This window comes from Caballeronia sp. INML3B (assembly GCF_023631305.1).
GTDB lineage: Bacteria > Pseudomonadota > Gammaproteobacteria > Burkholderiales > Burkholderiaceae > Caballeronia > Caballeronia turbans.
This window is the reverse complement of sequence record NZ_JALQDI010000060.1, coordinates 93,721-110,066: the sequence shown is the minus strand read 5'-3', so window position 1 is coordinate 110,066 and position 16,346 is coordinate 93,721. Positions and strand designations below refer to the sequence as shown.

Here is a 16,346-nt window from a genome sequence, read left to right as displayed (position 1 = left end):
ACAACACATCCACAAAAACCTTTTTTTCGGGTTGGTTTTGTGGTGTTTTTTTTTTTTTAAACGCACCGGGCGCGGGGGGCGCCGCACGAGGGGGGCGCCAACGGGGGCCCCCCCCCGCCCCCCCCACGCCGCGACGCTCGCCGCCGTGTTCGCGGCATCGGGCGGCGATGGCGGGAATTTTCATGCGATCTGCGAAACCCTCGCGAGCGACGAACCGCAACTCTCGCCGACGCGCTTTCACAACTCCGTCCACAATGCGCCCGCGGGCTACTGGAGCATCGCGACTCGCGCGATGGCCGCATCGAACGTGCTGTGCGCGTACGACGGCAGCTTCGCGGCGGGCTTGCTGGAAAGCCTCGCGCAAGTGAGCGTCGATGGCGCCGCGACGCTGCTCGTCGCCTATGACACGGACTATCCGGAGCCATTGCGCCGCGTGCGCCCGATCGCGGATGCGTTCGGCGTCGCGCTGGTGCTGGCGCCGCGAAAGAGCGAGCGCACGCTCGCGCGCATCGAGGCGCGTCTCACGGATGCGAACGCGTCCTCCTTCGCCGATGCCGATATCGAAGCGCTGCGCCTGTCGAATCCCGCCGCGCGCGCGCTGCCGTTGCTCCAAGCGCTGGCGTGCGGGAAAACATCGCAGGTCGTCCTCGATTACCTCGACGGCACGCAACTCGCCGTGGACATCGACCCGTCATGACGGCGGCTCAGGTTCTCGATCACGACTGGATCGCCGCGCGCATTCCGCATAGCGGCGCGATGTGTCTGCTCGACGCGGTCGTCGCGTGGGATGCGCAACGCATCCGCTGCGCCGCGACGAGTCATCTTCACCCGGACAATCCGCTGCGCTCGAAGGGGCGGCTCGCGCCGGTGTGCGGCATCGAATACGCCGCGCAGGCGATGGCGGCGCATGGCGCGCTCGTCGGCGATGAAGGCAAGCGGCCGCGCGTCGGCATGCTGACCAGCGTGCGTGGCGTTCAGACGCACGTCGAGCGGCTCGATACGCTCGATGGCCCGCTCGATATCGAAGCCGAGCGCATGGGCGGCGACGACAACACCGTGCTGTACCGCTTCACCGTTCATTGCGCGGGACGCTTGCTGTTGAGCGGACGCGCCGCCGTGATCCTCGACGCGGCTCAGGCCGCCGGTTTCGTCGCGCAATAAGCGGAGAAGATGCCGAGTTCGACATCGCGGCGCACGTTCGCAAAGCCCGCGCGTTCGATGGCAGCGATCACGGCGGCGGGCGGCACGCACGCCTCGATCGTGTCCCAGTAATAGCGCATCAGTTCGACGCTTTCCCCTTTCCTTCCGACGATGCGGGCGATCATCGGCACGACGCCGCGCATGTAGAACTTCAATGCCGCGACGCCGACACCGTGCGCTGGCCGCGTGATCTCGAGCACGCAGAGCTGTCCGCCGGGCGCGAGCACGCGAAAATATTCATCGAAGGCTTTTGCGAGATTGCTGACGTGCCGAAGCGCGAAACCCATGCTGAGGAAGTCGTAAGCGGCACTGTCGCACGGCAGATCCTCCGCGGTGCCGATGCGTGTCTCCACGCCGATCGGCAGATGCGCCTCGCCGACCATGCCCGGACTCGGATCGACACCCGTGACGAGCGACGGATCGCCCGTGATCGCGACCGCTTCCTTCGTGACGAGCCCGGTGCCCATGCCGACGTCGAGCACGCGCATGCCGCGCGCGAGACCCGCCGACCGCAGCGCCCGGTTGCGATACCACGCGCCGGAGCCGAAGGCCATTGCGCGCTCGATGGCGTCGTAATCGGAGGCGGTGCGGTCGAACATGGCGCGCAGCCAGAGGCGCCTGCCGGGTTCGTCGGAATAGTAGGCGGTGAGCGGCTCGTGCGGGGCTTTATTGCCGGTTTCGTCGAGTTCTTTGCGCCGGGGGGAAGTCATTGGGTCTCCTGTGACTATTCGTGCGCCTGCAAGCTGCCGTCGCACGTTTTTATCACAGGGCGATCGAGGGCGTCACCCTCGCTCGCGCGCATGAATTCCGATCATTCGACGACAACCTCGCTCCGCACGGCCATCTCGGGCGCCGGCAACGTGAGCGTCAGCGCCTTGCGCGCGCGCATCAGCGAGTTGCGCACGCGCCGCTCCGGGCGGCTGAACATGCCGCCGCCCACCAGTGCGACGAACGACGCGATGAGAGGCACCGCGAGCAGCATCGTCGAGAATTTGAAGAGGCCGAGCTTCAGCGGGCTGCACGATGCCCATGCGGACCAGGCGACCGCGAACCCGATATACGCGATGGCCGCGGGCGCGCCCGCCAGCTCGGGCATGCCGATGCGTTGCGCGAGCGGCATCGGAAAGATCAGAACGAAGAGCGCAATACTCGACATCGCATGAACGAGCAGCGCGCGCCGCCGCTTCAGGAGGCTCGCGAGCGACCAGAACGCGAGCACGAGCACGAAAGGCGGACACGCAGCCACCACGGCTGCGAGCGCGAGATACATCACGACGCCGCTCATCAGATTGCGCAGATAGCCTTCCGACGACGCGTAATACACCATGTACCCCGCCGCGAGCGCCGCCACGCACGCGACGAACGCGGTGATGCCGCCCTGGCCGTCCGGCGAAACGACGAGCCTCAACATCGGGAGACTCGTGAAGCCGACCAGATAAATCAGGAACCGCACGACCGAAAAACGCTGTTTCATACCCGACCCCATTCCCCTGACGGTGCGAGCGGTCGCTTACGAGACCTGTCCTCGCCCATCTATCGCCCGCGTCCGAATTCGAATGACGGATCGCAAGCTCGAAAACGCCGCCGCGATTAGCCTGTCGGTCTTTCGCGGTCGACGTCTCTTTATCGACGGGGAAACGGGAAGCTTTAGCCCTTCGATGCGGGCTGGAGCGGGCGCACTAAACGCCCTGAGGTGGACATCAGCGCGTGAGCGGCTTCGCCTGCTCCATCGACGACGCGCGCACGAACTTGCCCGCGCCCAGATGGTGAATCGTATGCAGCGGCTGGTTCGAGTCGTCGATGACCCAGTGTCCGTCGACGAACACGCGCGCATCCGCGGCGGCGGCGACGACTTCCGCGAAGCAGGTGTCGTAGGCGTCTTCCGTGTGCTTCTCGTCGATGAGCCTGCATTCGAGCCACGCCGCGCAGTTTGTTTCGATGAGCGGCAGGCCGAGCACCGGCCCGGCTACCGTCTCGATGCCGAAGGCTGCGAACTTGTCGATCTCGCGCCCGCTCGTCGAACCGACCGCGTAGGTGAGGTCGATCATCGCGGCGCCGGGCACGATGAGGCCGAACGTGCCACTCGCGGCAGCCAGTTCGCGCGTGTAGGTGTGTTTGTCGATCACTACGGCGACGCGCGGCGGCGTGAACTCCACCGGCATCGACCAGGCGGCGGCCATCACGTTGCGGCGCCCGCCATGTGCGCTGGTGACGAGGACGGTCGGACCGTGGTTGATGAGACGGCTGGCGTGCTCCAGCTTGACGGGACGAAAGTGGCTCATGGTTTTACGAATGCAAAGGACAATGCGCGTGATTGTATGCGGCGTTCAAAATGCACGCCGGGCGACGCGTTCGTTCGGAGGCGCGTGGTGCTTGTGCTTTTGCAACGTTGCACAGCACTTCGGAAGCCTTCTCATGTCCATTGCTTTCTGACGGAGTGTCATCGCGCTTGCAGCGTACGCCGTGTCGCATGCCTTTCGATGCCACAACCATGAGATTTATCTGCCGCGCCGCCGTGCGGAAGGCCCGGCGGCGCGCCGAGCCGCGAGATTACGTGATCAAGAGTCCTGCACCAGCGAACCCTGCGCCGGTTCGACGGCCGTCTCGACGTTCCGCGGTTCGCCGAAGCGCGCGCGATAAAGCAGCGCGAGGATCGTCGAGAACACGGCGGCAATGAGGAACAGCAGCGAGGCCGCATAGAAAAGCTGCGTGACGGGCAGGTGCATCGACAGCAGCAGGCCGCCGATCACGGGCCCGGACACCGAGCCTATCTTGCCCACCGAAATCGCACTGCCGACACCCGCCGAGCGGAACGACGTGGGATAGATCATGCCGGCCACCGCATAGAGCCCGTACTGCGCGCCCACCACGCAAAAGCCGGTAGCGAACACGGCGAGCATGAGCCAGCCCTGCGACGAGCCGTGGCCGAGCGCCGCGACGACCGGAAGGCCGATGACGGGCAACGAAATGATCGCCGCGACACCATGACGATCGACGAAGCGGCAGAGCACGAGACCACCGATCACGCCACCCACGGAGAACATCATCGTGATGAGCCCCGCGCCGCGCGGGTCGATGCCCATGCCCTCCATCAGAATCGGCAGCCAGTTCTGCAGGAAATACAGCGCCATCGAGTTTGCGATGAACACGATCCACAGCAGCGGCGTGATGGCGGCGAGACCATCGGAGAAAATCAGCTTCAGCACGAAGCGCTGTTTCTCGCGCACTTCGCCGGCCACGAAGTGCGCATCGGCGGAAATTTTCAGATCGGGGCGCAGGCGCGTCATGAGTTTGCGCAGCATCTGCGGATCGCGCTGCCGCAGCACGAGCAGCTTCGCGGACTCCGGCAACATGAAAATCAGCAGCAGCGCAACGAGCACCGAGCCGACGCCGCCGACCGCGAACATGACAGGCCAGCCAAAGCGATGAATCAGCGACGACGACACCACGCCGCCCGACCCCGCACCGATGGAGAAGCCCGAGAACATCAGCGTGACCCATGTGGCGCGCAGGCGCTTCGGCGCATATTCTGCGACCAGCGCAACCGAATTCGGCACCACGCCGCCCATGCCGATGCCGGCCAGAAAGCGCAGCAGCATCAGTTCCTGAAGCGAAGTCACCCACACCGAAGCGTAGGTCAGCGCACCGAAGAAAAGGCTGCCGATGATGATCGCCTTCTTGCGCCCGAGCCGGTCACCGAGATAGCCGAAGATGAACGAGCCGATCAACGTCCCGAAGAGGCCCGCGCCGAACACAGGTCCGAATCCGCCGCGCGCGACGTGCCAGTCCTTGATGATGGCGGGCGCCGCGAACGACACGGCCGTCTGATCGTAGCCGTCCATCAGCATGATCAGGAAACACCAGAAGAGCAGACCGGCGGCGAAGCGCCCCGTCTTCTGCTCTTCTATCAATGTCGCAATGTTGAAAGTCCGGTCTGCTTGCATGTATGTCCCGTGTACCTCGTGCGGACGGACGCACCGGTCGGGCGCGTCCGCTCGCACTGCTGCTGAATGTCTCTCATGACGGCGCCGTGGCCGGAGTGACAATATAAGAGTCGGCCCCGCGCGGCTCAATCAAAAAGAAACGATGAAGCGATCGAAATAAGTGATGAATCCGCCTCGCACGCTCGTTCGCGCGCCGTTTGCACTCCGTTTCATCGCACGATGACGCCTCCATGTCTTCAAAACAGATGGTTGACGCCGATGCGCGCGACCGTCTGGCTGCCGCTCGTCGAGGGCTGATAGCCGAACTGCGCCGCGCGCGCGCCGGGACCCGAAGCGCGTTGCAGGCCCACGCCCGCGTACACCTGTGTGCGCTTCGAAAGGTAATCGGTCAGGAACAGGTTGTACTGGTTGATCGTGAGACCCTGAAACAACGAGTGATTCCCGGATACCCCGAGGATGAAAAAGCCCAGGCTGCCGACCAGTTCCGTGTTCACGCCGGCCTGATAGTTGTTCAGCGTGGCCGAGCCTTGCGCGTTCTGTAGCTTGACGCCGGAATACGTGACGTGCGGCGTGAAGATGCCTATCTTCACCGAGGCCCCGGCGGCGAGCGTGCTGTATCGGCTGGCGTTGAACATCGTGCCCTGCCTCAACGGCTGGCCGAGCAGCGAGTTCAGGCTGAAGGTGCCGAAGATATCGGCCGTGCGGTTATGGGACATCGTGTACGCGATGCCGAAATTCACCGCGCCGCCCGAATATTGCGCGCCGATGCTGTATTGACGCCCCGCGCTGAAATCGCCCGCCTGATTGCCGAAACTGTTCATCGCGCCCAGCTGGAAACCGTGGAAATCGATCGACTCGTACTTCACGGCGTTGTTGAGCGCGTGCGTATTCGCGAGGCCGTCCAGATTGCCGGGCGTGTAGTACGAGGAGATGCCCGGCACCGAGTTGTTCAGCCGCCCGACATATTGATAGATGTAGTCGTTGATGTTCCCGAAACTCAGCGAGCCCCAGCGATCGTTCGACAGGCCCACGTAGGCATCGCGATTGAAGAAGCTCGTCGGATTGATCTGCGCGCCGGTGTTGGTCAGAAAGCCAGATTCGAGCCGCGCGAACGCCGTGTTGCCGCCACCGAGGTCCTCCTTGATCAACAGTCCCCAGCGATCGGGCTGACGCTTGCCTGCCGATTCCTGGTACAGGCGCTTGCCCTGAGAGTTCGATACGAAATCGACACCGACGTCGATGCTCCCATACAGCGTCACAGAAGACTGCGCCCACACGGGGCCAGTCAGTATCGCGGCGCAGCCGCCGACGAGCAGACAAGTTCTCAACCGAAGTCTCCAATTTTTTTATCGTTGGCCGGTCGCTCGTCGGCGCCGGCTTCCTGCATCCCACCGTGCTGCGGATCATCGTTCGGAACCCGCTCTGCCCGATGCGGAACCGAGTTTAACCACTTCAATTCGCGTTTTGAATCACGAGTTATTTATCAATCAATAGAACATCTTGAATATTCACTCAGGGTCTTTACCGATCGATCCAAAAAAGCCCTATAAGTTATCCGGGAGATTGAATCGCCGTGCTAACATCCGCGACGTTTTGATTCCATCACGGTTAAAACGGAGAGCACAGATGCATTTCAGCGCAGTACAGCCCAGGCGCATGATCGTGGGCATCAGCGGCGCATCGGGCGTCGTCTACGGTGTACGGCTGCTGCAGTTGCTCAGGCAGCTCGACATCGAATCGCATCTGGTGATGAGCCGCTCCGCACAGGTCACGCTCGCGCACGAGTCGCCCTACAGCGTCGCCGATGTTCGCGCGCTCGCCACGGTCACTTATCCGAACACGGACATCGGCGCGGCGATTTCGAGCGGGTCGTTCCCTGTGATGGGCATGATCGTCGCGCCCTGCTCGATCCGCACGCTCTCGGAAATCGCCACGGGCGTGACGAGCGGCCTGCTTTCGCGCGCCGCCGACGTCACGCTCAAGGAGCGCCGCCGGCTCGTGCTGATGGTTCGGGAAACGCCGCTGCATCTCGGCCACTTGCGCAGCATGACGAGCGTGACCGAAGCCGGAGCAATCGTCTATCCGCCGGTGCCGGCATTCTACGCGAACCCCGAATCGCTCGACGACATGGTCGATCACACCATCGGGCGCGTGCTCGATCTCTTCGGCATCGAAAGCGCGGTCGTGCATCGCTGGGGCATGTGAGATTCATGCGCGTGCGCTCGCGCATTATCAATTTTCATTGATAACTCGTTCGAATTCTTTTGCTTCTTTAGCGGATGACGTTCCTTTAAAGTGGTTCCGTTTTAAAACGAAACCCCATTTAAAAGATTTATCTATCGAATGATAAATCTTCTCGATAAGAGACAGCGTCAATACGAAAGAGGTCGAAAGGTCGAATGAAGATCGTCATTGCAGGAGCCGGTATCGGCGGCTTGACGGCGGGAGCCGCATTACTAAGAGCGGGTTTCGACGTCACCATCCTTGAACAGGCGAAAGCTCTCGGGGAAATCGGCGCGGGCGTGCAACTGAGCCCGAACGCCACGCGCGTGCTTTACCGGATCGGCGTCGGCGAGCGCCTCGAAAGTCTCGCGTGCGAGCCGCCCGGCAAGCGCGTGCGTCTCTGGAACACGGGGCAGACCTGGCCGCTCTTCGATCTCGGGGCGGCATCGCGCGAAGTGTACGGTTTTCCCTATCTGACCGTGCACCGCGCGGATCTCCACGAAGCGCTCGTCGATGCGGTGCGCGCGTGTAGCCCCGATGCGGTCAGGCTCGATCACAAGGTCGAGTCGATCGTGCAGAAGGACGGGCGTGTCGAAGTGCAGACCGTCTCGGGCGCCCCCTTCGAAGCGGATTTGCTGATCGGCGCGGACGGCGTGCACTCGCGCGTGCGCCGCGCGCTCTTCGGCGCGGACGAGCCGGTCTATTCGGGCGTGATGGCATGGCGCGGCGTGATCGACGCCACGAAACTGCCCGAGCATCTGCGCACGCCTTACGGCACCAACTGGGTTGGACCGGGCGCCCACGTGATCCACTACCCGCTGCGCGGCCACAAGCTCATCAACTTCGTCGGCGCGGTGGAGCGCGAGGGCTGGCAAGTCGAGTCGTGGTCGGAGCGCGGCACCATCGACGAATGTCTCGCCGATTTCGACGGCTGGCACGAAGACGTGCGCACGATGATCTCGGCCATCGACGTCCCGTACAAATGGGCGCTCATGATTCGTGAGCCGATGCCACGCTGGAACTCGGGCAACGCCACCTTGCTCGGCGATGCCTGTCATCCCACGCTGCCGTTCCTCGCGCAAGGCGCGGGCATGGCGCTCGAAGACGGTTATCTGATCGCGCGCTGCCTCGCGCGCCACGCAAACGATCTGCCGCATGCGCTCGAACGTTACGAGTCGCTGCGCCTCGAGCGCACGGCGCGCATCGTGCGCGGCTCGGCGGCGAACACCAAGCGCTTTCACAATCCGGCGCTCGCGCATGCGCAAGGCGCAGCGGATTACGTCGATCGCGAGTGGAGCGAGGAGCGCGTGAAAGAGCGCTACAACTGGCTGTTCGAATACGACGTCGACGCCATCGAAGTCTGAGCGGGCATAGCTCGCCTCAACACGCCGCCTCAAGGAGACACAGCATGTCCGACCATTTGCCGCCGGTGCGCGGCCTGCATCATTTCGCCTGGCGTTGCCGCAATGCCGAAGAAACGCGTCACTTCTACGAGGACATCCTCGGCCTGCCGCTCGTTCATCTGATCCGCCTCGACCGCGTGCCGAGCACGGGCGAATATTGCCCTTACGTGCATCTGTTCTTCGAGATGGCGGACGGCTCGAACATCGCGTTCTTCGATCTCGGCGACGAAACGGCCGCAGAGCCTTCGCCGAACACGCCGCCGTGGGTGAACCATATCGCGCTGCGCCTTTCCACGCTCGACGATCTCGAAACGATGAAGCAACGTCTCGTGGCTCACGGCATCGAGGTGCTTGGCATCACCGATCATCACTTCGTGCGCTCGATCTATTTCTTCGATCCGAACGGCTTGCGGCTCGAACTGACGGTGCCCGTCGCGTCGACTGAAACGCTCGCTGCCTATCGAAGGGAAGCGCGCCCCGCGCTCGACGCCTGGGCCAGCAAAGGAAAAAGCGTCGCATGACCGCGCTCAACTCGACTCATGATCCGGCCCGGCGCAGCTGGATCGACTCGGCGAATCTCTCCGACGCGGACTTTCCGATCCAGAACCTGCCGCTCGGCGCGTTCTCGCGCGATGGCGCGGCGCGTGCGGGCGTGGCCATCGGCGAACATGCGGTGGACTTGCATGCGCTCTTCGACAGCGGTCTGCTCGCGGCCGGCAGCGATGCGGCGATTGCCTGCGAAGCCACGCGTGACGGCACGCTGAATCGCCTGATGGCGATGCCGCAGCGCTACGCGAGCGCTTTGCGCGCCGCGCTGTCGGATCTGCTGAAAAGCGATGCGCCGCAGCGCGCGCGCATGCAGCAACGAGCCGACGCCCTGCTGCCGCGCATCGACACGCTCGAACTGCGCCTGCCGTGCGAAGTCGGCGACTACACCGACTTTCTCACGTCGCTTCATCACACCGAGCGCCACGGCCGCTACAAGGGCCTCGCCGATCCGCTGCCGCCCGCGTTCAAGTCGCTGCCGATCGCGTATCACGGCCGCGCTTCGTCGCTGCGCGTGAGCGGCGGCGACGTGCGCCGTCCGAACGGCCAGTATCGCGATGCGAACGGGCAGATCGTGTTCGGCCCCGCGCCCGCGCTCGATTTCGAGCTGGAGCTGGCGGCGTGGATCGGCGAGGGCAATGCGTTCACGCAACCGATCGCCGTCGACGATGCACACGCGCACATCTTCGGCTATTCGCTGCTCAACGACTGGTCCGCAAAAAGCATCCAGTGGTTCGAACAAGTGCTCGGTCCGTTTCTCGGCAAGAGCTTTCATTCGAGCGTGTCGCCGTGGATCGTCACGTCGGAGGCGCTCGCGCCGTTCCGCAAAGCGCCGGTCGCGCGCGCCGTGGATGATCCGCCCGTCATGCCGCATCTGCATGGCGCACGCGATCGGCAGCAAGGCGGGCTGCATCTGGAACTGCACGCGCATTTGTCGACGCGCCAGTTGCGCGAAGCCGGCGCCGCGGACCTGCGCATCACGAAAACGCATCTCGACAATCTGTACTGGACGTTTGCGCAGATGGTCGCGCATCACACGAGCAACGGCTGCAATCTGCGCGCGGGCGACCTGCTCGGCAGCGGCACGATTTCCGGCGCGGACGATGCCGCGCGCGCCTGCCTCACCGAACTCACCAACGCCGGCCGCGACCCGCTTCGCCTGCCCAACGGCGAGACACGCACCGCGCTCGAAGACGGCGACGAAATCGTGTTGAGCGCGCGCGCGACGAAGCCGGGCGCGGTGTCGATCGGCTTCGGCGAATGTCGCGGGCGCATTGCGCCGGCGTTCGTGCCGCGGCCAACGGAGGTTGCGGCATGACGCAGGCGTTCAACGGTTACACGCAGCTCGGCCACGGCCCGCGCAAGGTGCTTGCGATGAACGGCTGGTTCGGCAGCGCCGATGACTGGCAGCCGCTCGTGCCCGCACTCGATACGGATGCCTTCACCTACGTGTTCTTCGACTATCGCGGCTATGGCCGCTCGCGCGAGCGACACGGCGCATTCACCTTCGAAGAAGCCGCAGAGGACGTGCTCGCGCTCGCCGACCAGCTCGGCTGGGACACCTTCAGCCTCATCGGTCATTCGATGGGCGGCGTCGCGATTCAGCGCGTAATGCTCGCCGCGCGCGGACGCATCGATCGCATGGCGGGCGTGTGCGCGGTGCCCGCGTGCGGCTCGCGCATGGACGAAACGCGCCTCGCCGGGTTTCGTGCGGCTGTCGACGATGTCGAACGGCGCGCGGCGATCATCGCGTTCTCGACCGGCAATCGCCTTGCACCGCGTTTCACCGCGCATCTTGCGCGGGAATCGCAACGCCAATCGCGCGCGCAGGCATTCGCGGGCTATCTGCCGCACTGGGCGGCGAGCGATTTTTCCGCCGAGGTGACGGGCAACGAGACGCCCGTGAAGCTTTTCATCGGCGAGCACGATCCGTCGCTCACCGCCGACGTCATGGATCGCACCTGGCTCGCGTGGTATCCGCGCGCGAGCATCGAAACGCTCGCGAACGCGGGACATTACCCGATGTACGAAGTGCCGGTCGCGCTAGCGACCGCATTGGAAAACTGGCTGAAACAGGCCTGACGGCCACCGGCCGCGGGAGACTTCATGTACGAAACCCTTTACCTGCGCGCGTCCTCGCTCGATGAAGCGCTCGGCCTGCTGCGCGAACACGAGGACGCCCGGCCGCTCTCCGGCGGGATGACGCTGGTTCCCACGCTCAAGCAGCGTCTCGCCGCGCCTTCGCATCTGATCGATCTCACGCGCATCGAGTCGATGCGCGGCGTGAGCGTCGAAAGCGGCGTGCTGCGCGTCGGCGCGCTGACGAAGCATGCGGAAGTGGCCGCTTCGCCCGTGGTGATCGCGGCGATCCCCGCGCTCGCGCAACTCGCGAGCGTGATCGCCGATCCGCAAGTGCGCAACCGCGGCACGATGGGCGGCTCGGTCGCGAACAACGACCCCGCCGCCGATTATCCGAGCGCCGTGCTCGCGCTCAACGCACAGGTGCTCACTTCGCAGCGCCGCATCGGCGCCGACGATTTCTTCGTCGACACCTTCGAGACCGCGCTCGAACCCGGCGAGCTCGTGACCGAATTCGAGTATCCGCTTCCGTTGCGCGCCGCCTATGCGAAGTTCCGCCAGCCGGCGTCCGGTTATGCCGTGGTGGGCGTGTTCATCGCGCAGTTCGCGGATGCGATTCGCGTCGCGGTGACGGGCGCGGGCGCGTCGGTGTTCCGCTGGCTCGAGGCCGAAGCCGCGCTTGCCGCCGATCTGTCCGAAGCCGCGCTCATCCCGCTGAAGATGGATGCCGCCACCCTGCCCGACGACGCCAACGGCTCGTCCGCGTATCGCGCCCATCTGATCGAAACCTACACGCGCCGCGCATTGCTGGCGCTGCTGGCGCAGCCGCTGCGCCAGCCCGCCTAAACCGTTTTCAGGAGACAAGACATGGAGTTCACCGGATCGCAAACCATTGCCGCCTCGCGCGAGCAGGTATGGAAGGGCTTGAACGATGCCGCGGTGCTGCAGGCATGCGTGCCCGGCTGCGAAGAGTTCGTCGCACAAAACGACGACGAGTACAGGGCCGTCGTGATCGCGTCGGTCGGACCCGTCAAGGCGCGCTTCAAGGGCACGCTCTTGCTGTCGGAGCGCGACGGCCCGAACGGTTACAAGATTCTCGGCCAGGGCGAAGGCGGCATCGCGGGCTTCGGAAAGATGAGTGCGACGGTCACGCTCGCCGACGCCGACGAAGGCGGCACGCTTCTCACGTACGTCGCCGATGCGCAGGTAGGCGGCAAGCTCGCGCAGATCGGCTCGCGCCTCGTCACATCGGTGGCGAACAAGCTCGCGGCGGAGTTCTTCAAGCGCTTCAACGCGACGATGAGCGCAAACGCAAGCGCCGCCGCCGCACAGTAAGCGAGGTGAACCATGGCTGAAATCCAACTACGGGTGAACGGCGAGGACGTGACGCGCGAAGTGCCCGACGAGACGTTGCTCGTCGAGTTTCTGCGCGAAACGCTGCGTCTCACGGGCACGCATGTCGGTTGCGACACGAGTCAATGCGGCGCGTGCACGGTGCATCTCGACGGCGTCTCGGTGAAGTCGTGCACGGTGCTCGCCGCGCAGGCGAGCGGCGGCGCCGTCACGACGGTCGAAGGGTTGCGTAAAGACGAGAATGCTCCGCTGCATCCGGTGCAGAACGCGTTCGTGCAATGCCACGGCCTGCAATGCGGCTTCTGCACGCCGGGCATGATCATGTCGTCGAGCTTCTATCTGCGCCAAGAGCCGTCGCTCGACGAAGAGAGCATCTGCCACGCGCTCGAAGGCAACATCTGCCGATGCACGGGCTATGTGAACATCATCGAGGCCGTGCGTCATGCGGCGCACGCGATGTATCCGTCGCTCGGCGATGCCACCACCGAGGACGCCACACGATGATCGGCCAACCCATCCCGCGCCTCGAAGACCGGCGCTTCGTGACCGGCAACGGCCAATACACCGACGACCTGCGCGTCGAGGGCCAGGTTCATGCGGCGTTCCTGCGCTCGCCGCACGCTCACGCCGCGCTGCGCTCGATCGACGTATCGGCCGCGCGCGAGGCGCCCGGCGTGATCGCGGTGCTCGTGGGCCAAGATTATCTCGACGACGGCTTTCAGGGCGTCGATCACGTGCCCAATCCCATCGATGCTATCGACGCCACGAAGAAGGCCTTCCTGACTTCATCGACCGGCGAGATCTTCAACCAGCTGCATGTTCCGCTGCCGATCGACCGCGTGCGTTACGTCGGCGAGGCGATCGCGATGGTGATCGCCGACACCGCCCTCGCCGCGCGCAACGCGACGGAAATGATCGAGGTCGATTACGACGTGCTCGGCGCCGTCGTCAATGCAGCCGATGCGATGCAGGAAGGCGCGCCGCGACTGTGGGCGGGCGCGGCGCACAACCTGTGCTTCCAGACGCAGATCGGCGATCGCAACGAAGCGCGCCGCATCATCGCGGATGCGCCGTTCGTCCTCACGCGCGAGTTTCATCACAGCCGCGTCGTGAATTGCCAGATGGAGCCGCGCGCCGCGATCGGCGTGTTCGATGCCGAAAGCGGCGCTTACACGCTGATCTCCGGCAGCCAGGGCGCCGTGCGCCAAAAGCTCTGCCTCGCCGCCGCGCTCAAGGTGCCGCCGTCACAGGTTCGCGTCGTCTGTCCCGACACGGGCGGCGGCTTCGGCCCGCGTTCGTTCATCTACGTCGAGCAGCTTGCCGTGGTGTGGGCCGCGCGCCGCATCGGCCGGCCGGTGAAGTGGACGAGCGATCGCAGCGAAGCGTTCCTCTCCGACTATCAGGGCCGCGACCAGATCGTGCGCGCCACCTTCGGTTTTTCGCGGGACGGCCGCATCCTCGCCATCGACAACGAATGGATCGGCAATGTCGGCGCGCATACGGTGTCCTATGTGCCAATGTCCAATGGCACGCGCATCATGACGACCGTCTATGACGTGCCGCTCGCCGCCGTGCACATCAGCGCGGTGATGACCAACACCGTGCCGACCGCGCCCTATCGCGGCGCGGGCCGCCCCGAAGCGACGCACGTGATCGAGCGCATGCTCGACCTCGCGGCGGCGGAGCTCGGCCTCGACCGCGCGGAGATCCGCCGGCGCAATCTGATCGCGCACGAGAAGCTGCCGTACCGCAGCCCGATGGGCCTCACCTACGACAGCGGCGAATTCGCGCGCAACATGGCGCGCGCGCTCGAGCTCGCGCAATGGGACGGCTTCGAGGCGCGGCGCGCCGCCTCGCGCGCGAACGGCATGCTGCGCGGCATCGGGCTTGCGAACTACGTCGAGTCGCCCGTGGGCGCGCCGCGCGAGCGCATCGAACTGACCGTGCTGCCGGAAGGCCGCATCGATATCGTGTCCGGTACGCAGTCCACCGGCCAGGGCCACGAAACGACGTTTGCGCAGGTCATCGCGCAGCATCTCGGCGTGCCGATCGCGTCGATCGCGCTGCGCACCGGCGATACCGCGTTCGTGAGCGTGGGCGGCGGCAGTCATTCGGACCGCTCGATGCGCCTCGGCGGCATGCTGCTCGTCGATACCGCCGCGCAGATCGTGATGCTCGGCAAGCGCGTCGCAGCCGAGCTGTTCGATGTCGCGCCGGAGCACGTGAGCTTCGCTAACGGCGTGTTTTCCGATGCAGCTTCATCGCGTGAAATCGGCCTCTTCGAGGTGGCCGCCCACGTCGCGCGCGACGGTCTGCCGGGCGAGCGCGCCAAGCGCACGCTGTACGCCGAGGCCGAAGTGAACACGCGTGTCCCCGCGCATCCGACGGGCGCGGCCGTGTGCGAACTCGAAGTGGACCCGGACACGGGCGTCGTGAAGCTCGTCAATTACACGTCGGTCGACGATGTCGGCCAGCCGATCAATCCGCTGATCGTCGAAGGCCAGGTGCACGGCGGTCTCGCGCAGGGTATCGGACAGGCGCTGTCGGAAACCTGCTATGTCGATCGCGAAACGGGCCAGGTGCTGAGCGGCTCGTACATGGATTACGGCATGCCGCGCGCAGGCGTGATTCCCCGACTCAACCTCGAACTGACCGAAGACCCGACCCACGGCAATCCGCTGCGCGTGAAGGGCGGCGGCGAGAGCGGCATCACGCCCGCCACGGCGACGATCTTCAACGCGCTCGCCGACGCGCTCAGCGAATACGGCACCGACGAACTCGCGATGCCCGCCACGCCGAAAGTCGTGTGGGAATTCATCCACCGCGACGCATGAACACGCTCGACAAGGAGACCGGCATGACAAGCCCTCACGTTGCGATCCGCCGCAACGGCCCGCTCGTGGACGTGGTCCTCGACCATCCCGAAAACGGCAATCTGATCGACGCGCCGATGAGCGAGACGATCATCGAATGCATCACGACGCTCGACGACGATGTGAAGCTCGTGCGCATCCTCGCGAGCGGCCCCGACTTCTGCAAGGGCCGCCTTTCGCCGATGCCGCCGAAGGACGCGAAGCCGTCCGCCGAAACGCTGCGCCGCGTGGTCGCCGCGCCGCCGCTCGCGCTCTACGACGCGCTCAAGGCCGTGCGCGTGCCCGTGGCGTCGGTCGTGCGCGGCAATGCGCTCGGCGTGGGCTGCGCGCTCGCGGGCGTGTGCGACATCGCGCTCGCGTCCGACGATGCCGTGTTCCAGATCCCCGAAATGGAACGCGACATTCCGCCGACGCTCGTGATGTCGGCGCTGATCGGCCGCGTGCCGTTGAAAACCGTCGCACACATGGTGCTGAGCCGCGTGCGCTTGTCCGCGAGCGAAGCGCTGCACGCCGGGCTCGTGAGCCGTGTCGTGCCGGCGGCGAACCTGGACGCCGAAGCGGACGCGCTCGCCGACACGCTGCTCGGCTGCAGCGCGGTCACGCTGCGCGCGGTGAAGCAGTTCCTGCATCTCGCGCCCGAAATGCCGGCGAACGGTGCGAGCGGCTTTGCCGCGCATCTCGCGGCGACAGCGCTTTCCGCGCGCTTCTGAGGACGGCGCACGTGC

The 16,346-nt window shown here is 65.1% G+C and carries 16 protein-coding genes and 1 pseudogene; 12 read left to right on the top strand and 5 right to left on the bottom strand.

The window, feature by feature from the left end:
* Positions 1-127: 127 nt before the first annotated feature.
* Together NCS58_RS27050 and NCS58_RS27045 are read left to right on the top strand one after the other, a co-directional pair.
* Positions 128-697, top strand: a pseudogene (locus tag NCS58_RS27050) (beta-ketoacyl synthase chain length factor); the annotation flags it as partial.
* The gene (locus NCS58_RS27045; RefSeq protein WP_061116459.1) at positions 694-1,161 is read left to right on the top strand and encodes a hypothetical protein; all 468 of its coding nucleotides are present in this window, start codon (positions 694-696) and stop codon (positions 1,159-1,161) included. The pseudogene NCS58_RS27050 and the gene NCS58_RS27045, both read left to right, overlap by 4 nt.
* Here the strand turns inward: NCS58_RS27045 and NCS58_RS27040 are convergent.
* The 5 genes from NCS58_RS27040 to NCS58_RS27020 all read right to left on the bottom strand — a co-directional run bounded on the left by NCS58_RS27040 (position 1,134) and on the right by NCS58_RS27020 (position 6,472).
* A complete protein-coding gene (locus NCS58_RS27040; RefSeq protein WP_061116458.1) occupies positions 1,134-1,910 on the bottom strand; it encodes a class I SAM-dependent methyltransferase in 777 nt (258 codons plus the stop codon). The genes NCS58_RS27045 and NCS58_RS27040 overlap by 28 nt on opposite strands.
* Positions 1,911-2,011: 101 nt before the next feature.
* On the bottom strand, positions 2,012-2,674 hold the full coding sequence (locus NCS58_RS27035) for a hypothetical protein (RefSeq protein ID WP_061116457.1): 663 nt from the start codon (positions 2,672-2,674) through the stop codon (positions 2,012-2,014).
* 226 nt (positions 2,675-2,900) lie between these two features.
* Positions 2,901-3,482: a flavin reductase family protein gene (locus tag NCS58_RS27030; RefSeq protein WP_061116456.1), complete on the bottom strand. Its 582-nt coding sequence runs from the start codon at positions 3,480-3,482 to the stop codon at positions 2,901-2,903.
* 276 nt (positions 3,483-3,758) lie between these two features.
* Complete coding sequence (locus NCS58_RS27025) at positions 3,759-5,144, bottom strand: MFS transporter (protein ID WP_061116455.1); 1,386 nt, start codon at positions 5,142-5,144, stop codon at positions 3,759-3,761.
* A gap of 236 nt (positions 5,145-5,380) precedes the next feature.
* The gene (locus NCS58_RS27020; protein WP_061116454.1) at positions 5,381-6,472 is read right to left on the bottom strand and encodes a porin; all 1,092 of its coding nucleotides are present in this window, start codon (positions 6,470-6,472) and stop codon (positions 5,381-5,383) included.
* A gap of 298 nt (positions 6,473-6,770) precedes the next feature.
* On the opposite strand from NCS58_RS27020, the gene NCS58_RS27015 reads away from it, so the two are divergent.
* The 10 genes from NCS58_RS27015 (at position 6,771) to NCS58_RS26970 (ending at position 16,331) form a co-directional block, all read left to right on the top strand.
* Positions 6,771-7,349 (top strand): UbiX family flavin prenyltransferase, encoded by a 579-nt coding sequence (locus NCS58_RS27015; RefSeq protein WP_061116453.1) that lies wholly within the window; start codon positions 6,771-6,773, stop codon positions 7,347-7,349.
* A 194-nt stretch (positions 7,350-7,543) separates the two neighbouring features.
* Positions 7,544-8,731 (top strand): FAD-dependent monooxygenase, encoded by a 1,188-nt coding sequence (locus NCS58_RS27010; RefSeq protein WP_061116452.1) that lies wholly within the window; start codon positions 7,544-7,546, stop codon positions 8,729-8,731.
* 44 nt (positions 8,732-8,775) lie between these two features.
* Positions 8,776-9,291, top strand: a complete 516-nt coding sequence (locus NCS58_RS27005) for a VOC family protein (protein WP_250477846.1) — start codon at positions 8,776-8,778, stop codon at positions 9,289-9,291.
* Positions 9,288-10,634 (top strand): fumarylacetoacetase, encoded by a 1,347-nt coding sequence (fahA, locus tag NCS58_RS27000; protein WP_061116450.1) that lies wholly within the window; start codon positions 9,288-9,290, stop codon positions 10,632-10,634. The genes NCS58_RS27005 and fahA overlap by 4 nt, the downstream gene beginning before the upstream one ends.
* Complete coding sequence (locus NCS58_RS26995; RefSeq protein ID WP_061116449.1) at positions 10,631-11,398, top strand: alpha/beta fold hydrolase; 768 nt, start codon at positions 10,631-10,633, stop codon at positions 11,396-11,398. The genes fahA and NCS58_RS26995 overlap by 4 nt, the downstream gene beginning before the upstream one ends.
* A 24-nt stretch (positions 11,399-11,422) precedes the next feature.
* Positions 11,423-12,241, top strand: coding sequence for a xanthine dehydrogenase family protein subunit M (locus NCS58_RS26990; protein WP_250477845.1), 819 nt, complete (start codon positions 11,423-11,425; stop codon positions 12,239-12,241).
* A gap of 21 nt (positions 12,242-12,262) precedes the next feature.
* Positions 12,263-12,730, top strand: coding sequence for a carbon monoxide dehydrogenase subunit G (locus tag NCS58_RS26985; RefSeq protein WP_061116447.1), 468 nt, complete (start codon positions 12,263-12,265; stop codon positions 12,728-12,730).
* A gap of 12 nt (positions 12,731-12,742) precedes the next feature.
* Complete coding sequence (locus tag NCS58_RS26980; RefSeq protein ID WP_061116446.1) at positions 12,743-13,252, top strand: (2Fe-2S)-binding protein; 510 nt, start codon at positions 12,743-12,745, stop codon at positions 13,250-13,252.
* A complete protein-coding gene (locus NCS58_RS26975) occupies positions 13,249-15,582 on the top strand; it encodes a xanthine dehydrogenase family protein molybdopterin-binding subunit (RefSeq protein ID WP_061116445.1) in 2,334 nt (777 codons plus the stop codon). Before NCS58_RS26980 ends, NCS58_RS26975 begins: the two co-directional genes overlap by 4 nt.
* 23 nt (positions 15,583-15,605) lie before the next feature.
* Positions 15,606-16,331: an enoyl-CoA hydratase/isomerase family protein gene (locus NCS58_RS26970; protein WP_061116547.1), complete on the top strand. Its 726-nt coding sequence runs from the start codon at positions 15,606-15,608 to the stop codon at positions 16,329-16,331.
* Positions 16,332-16,346 lie beyond the last annotated feature (15 nt).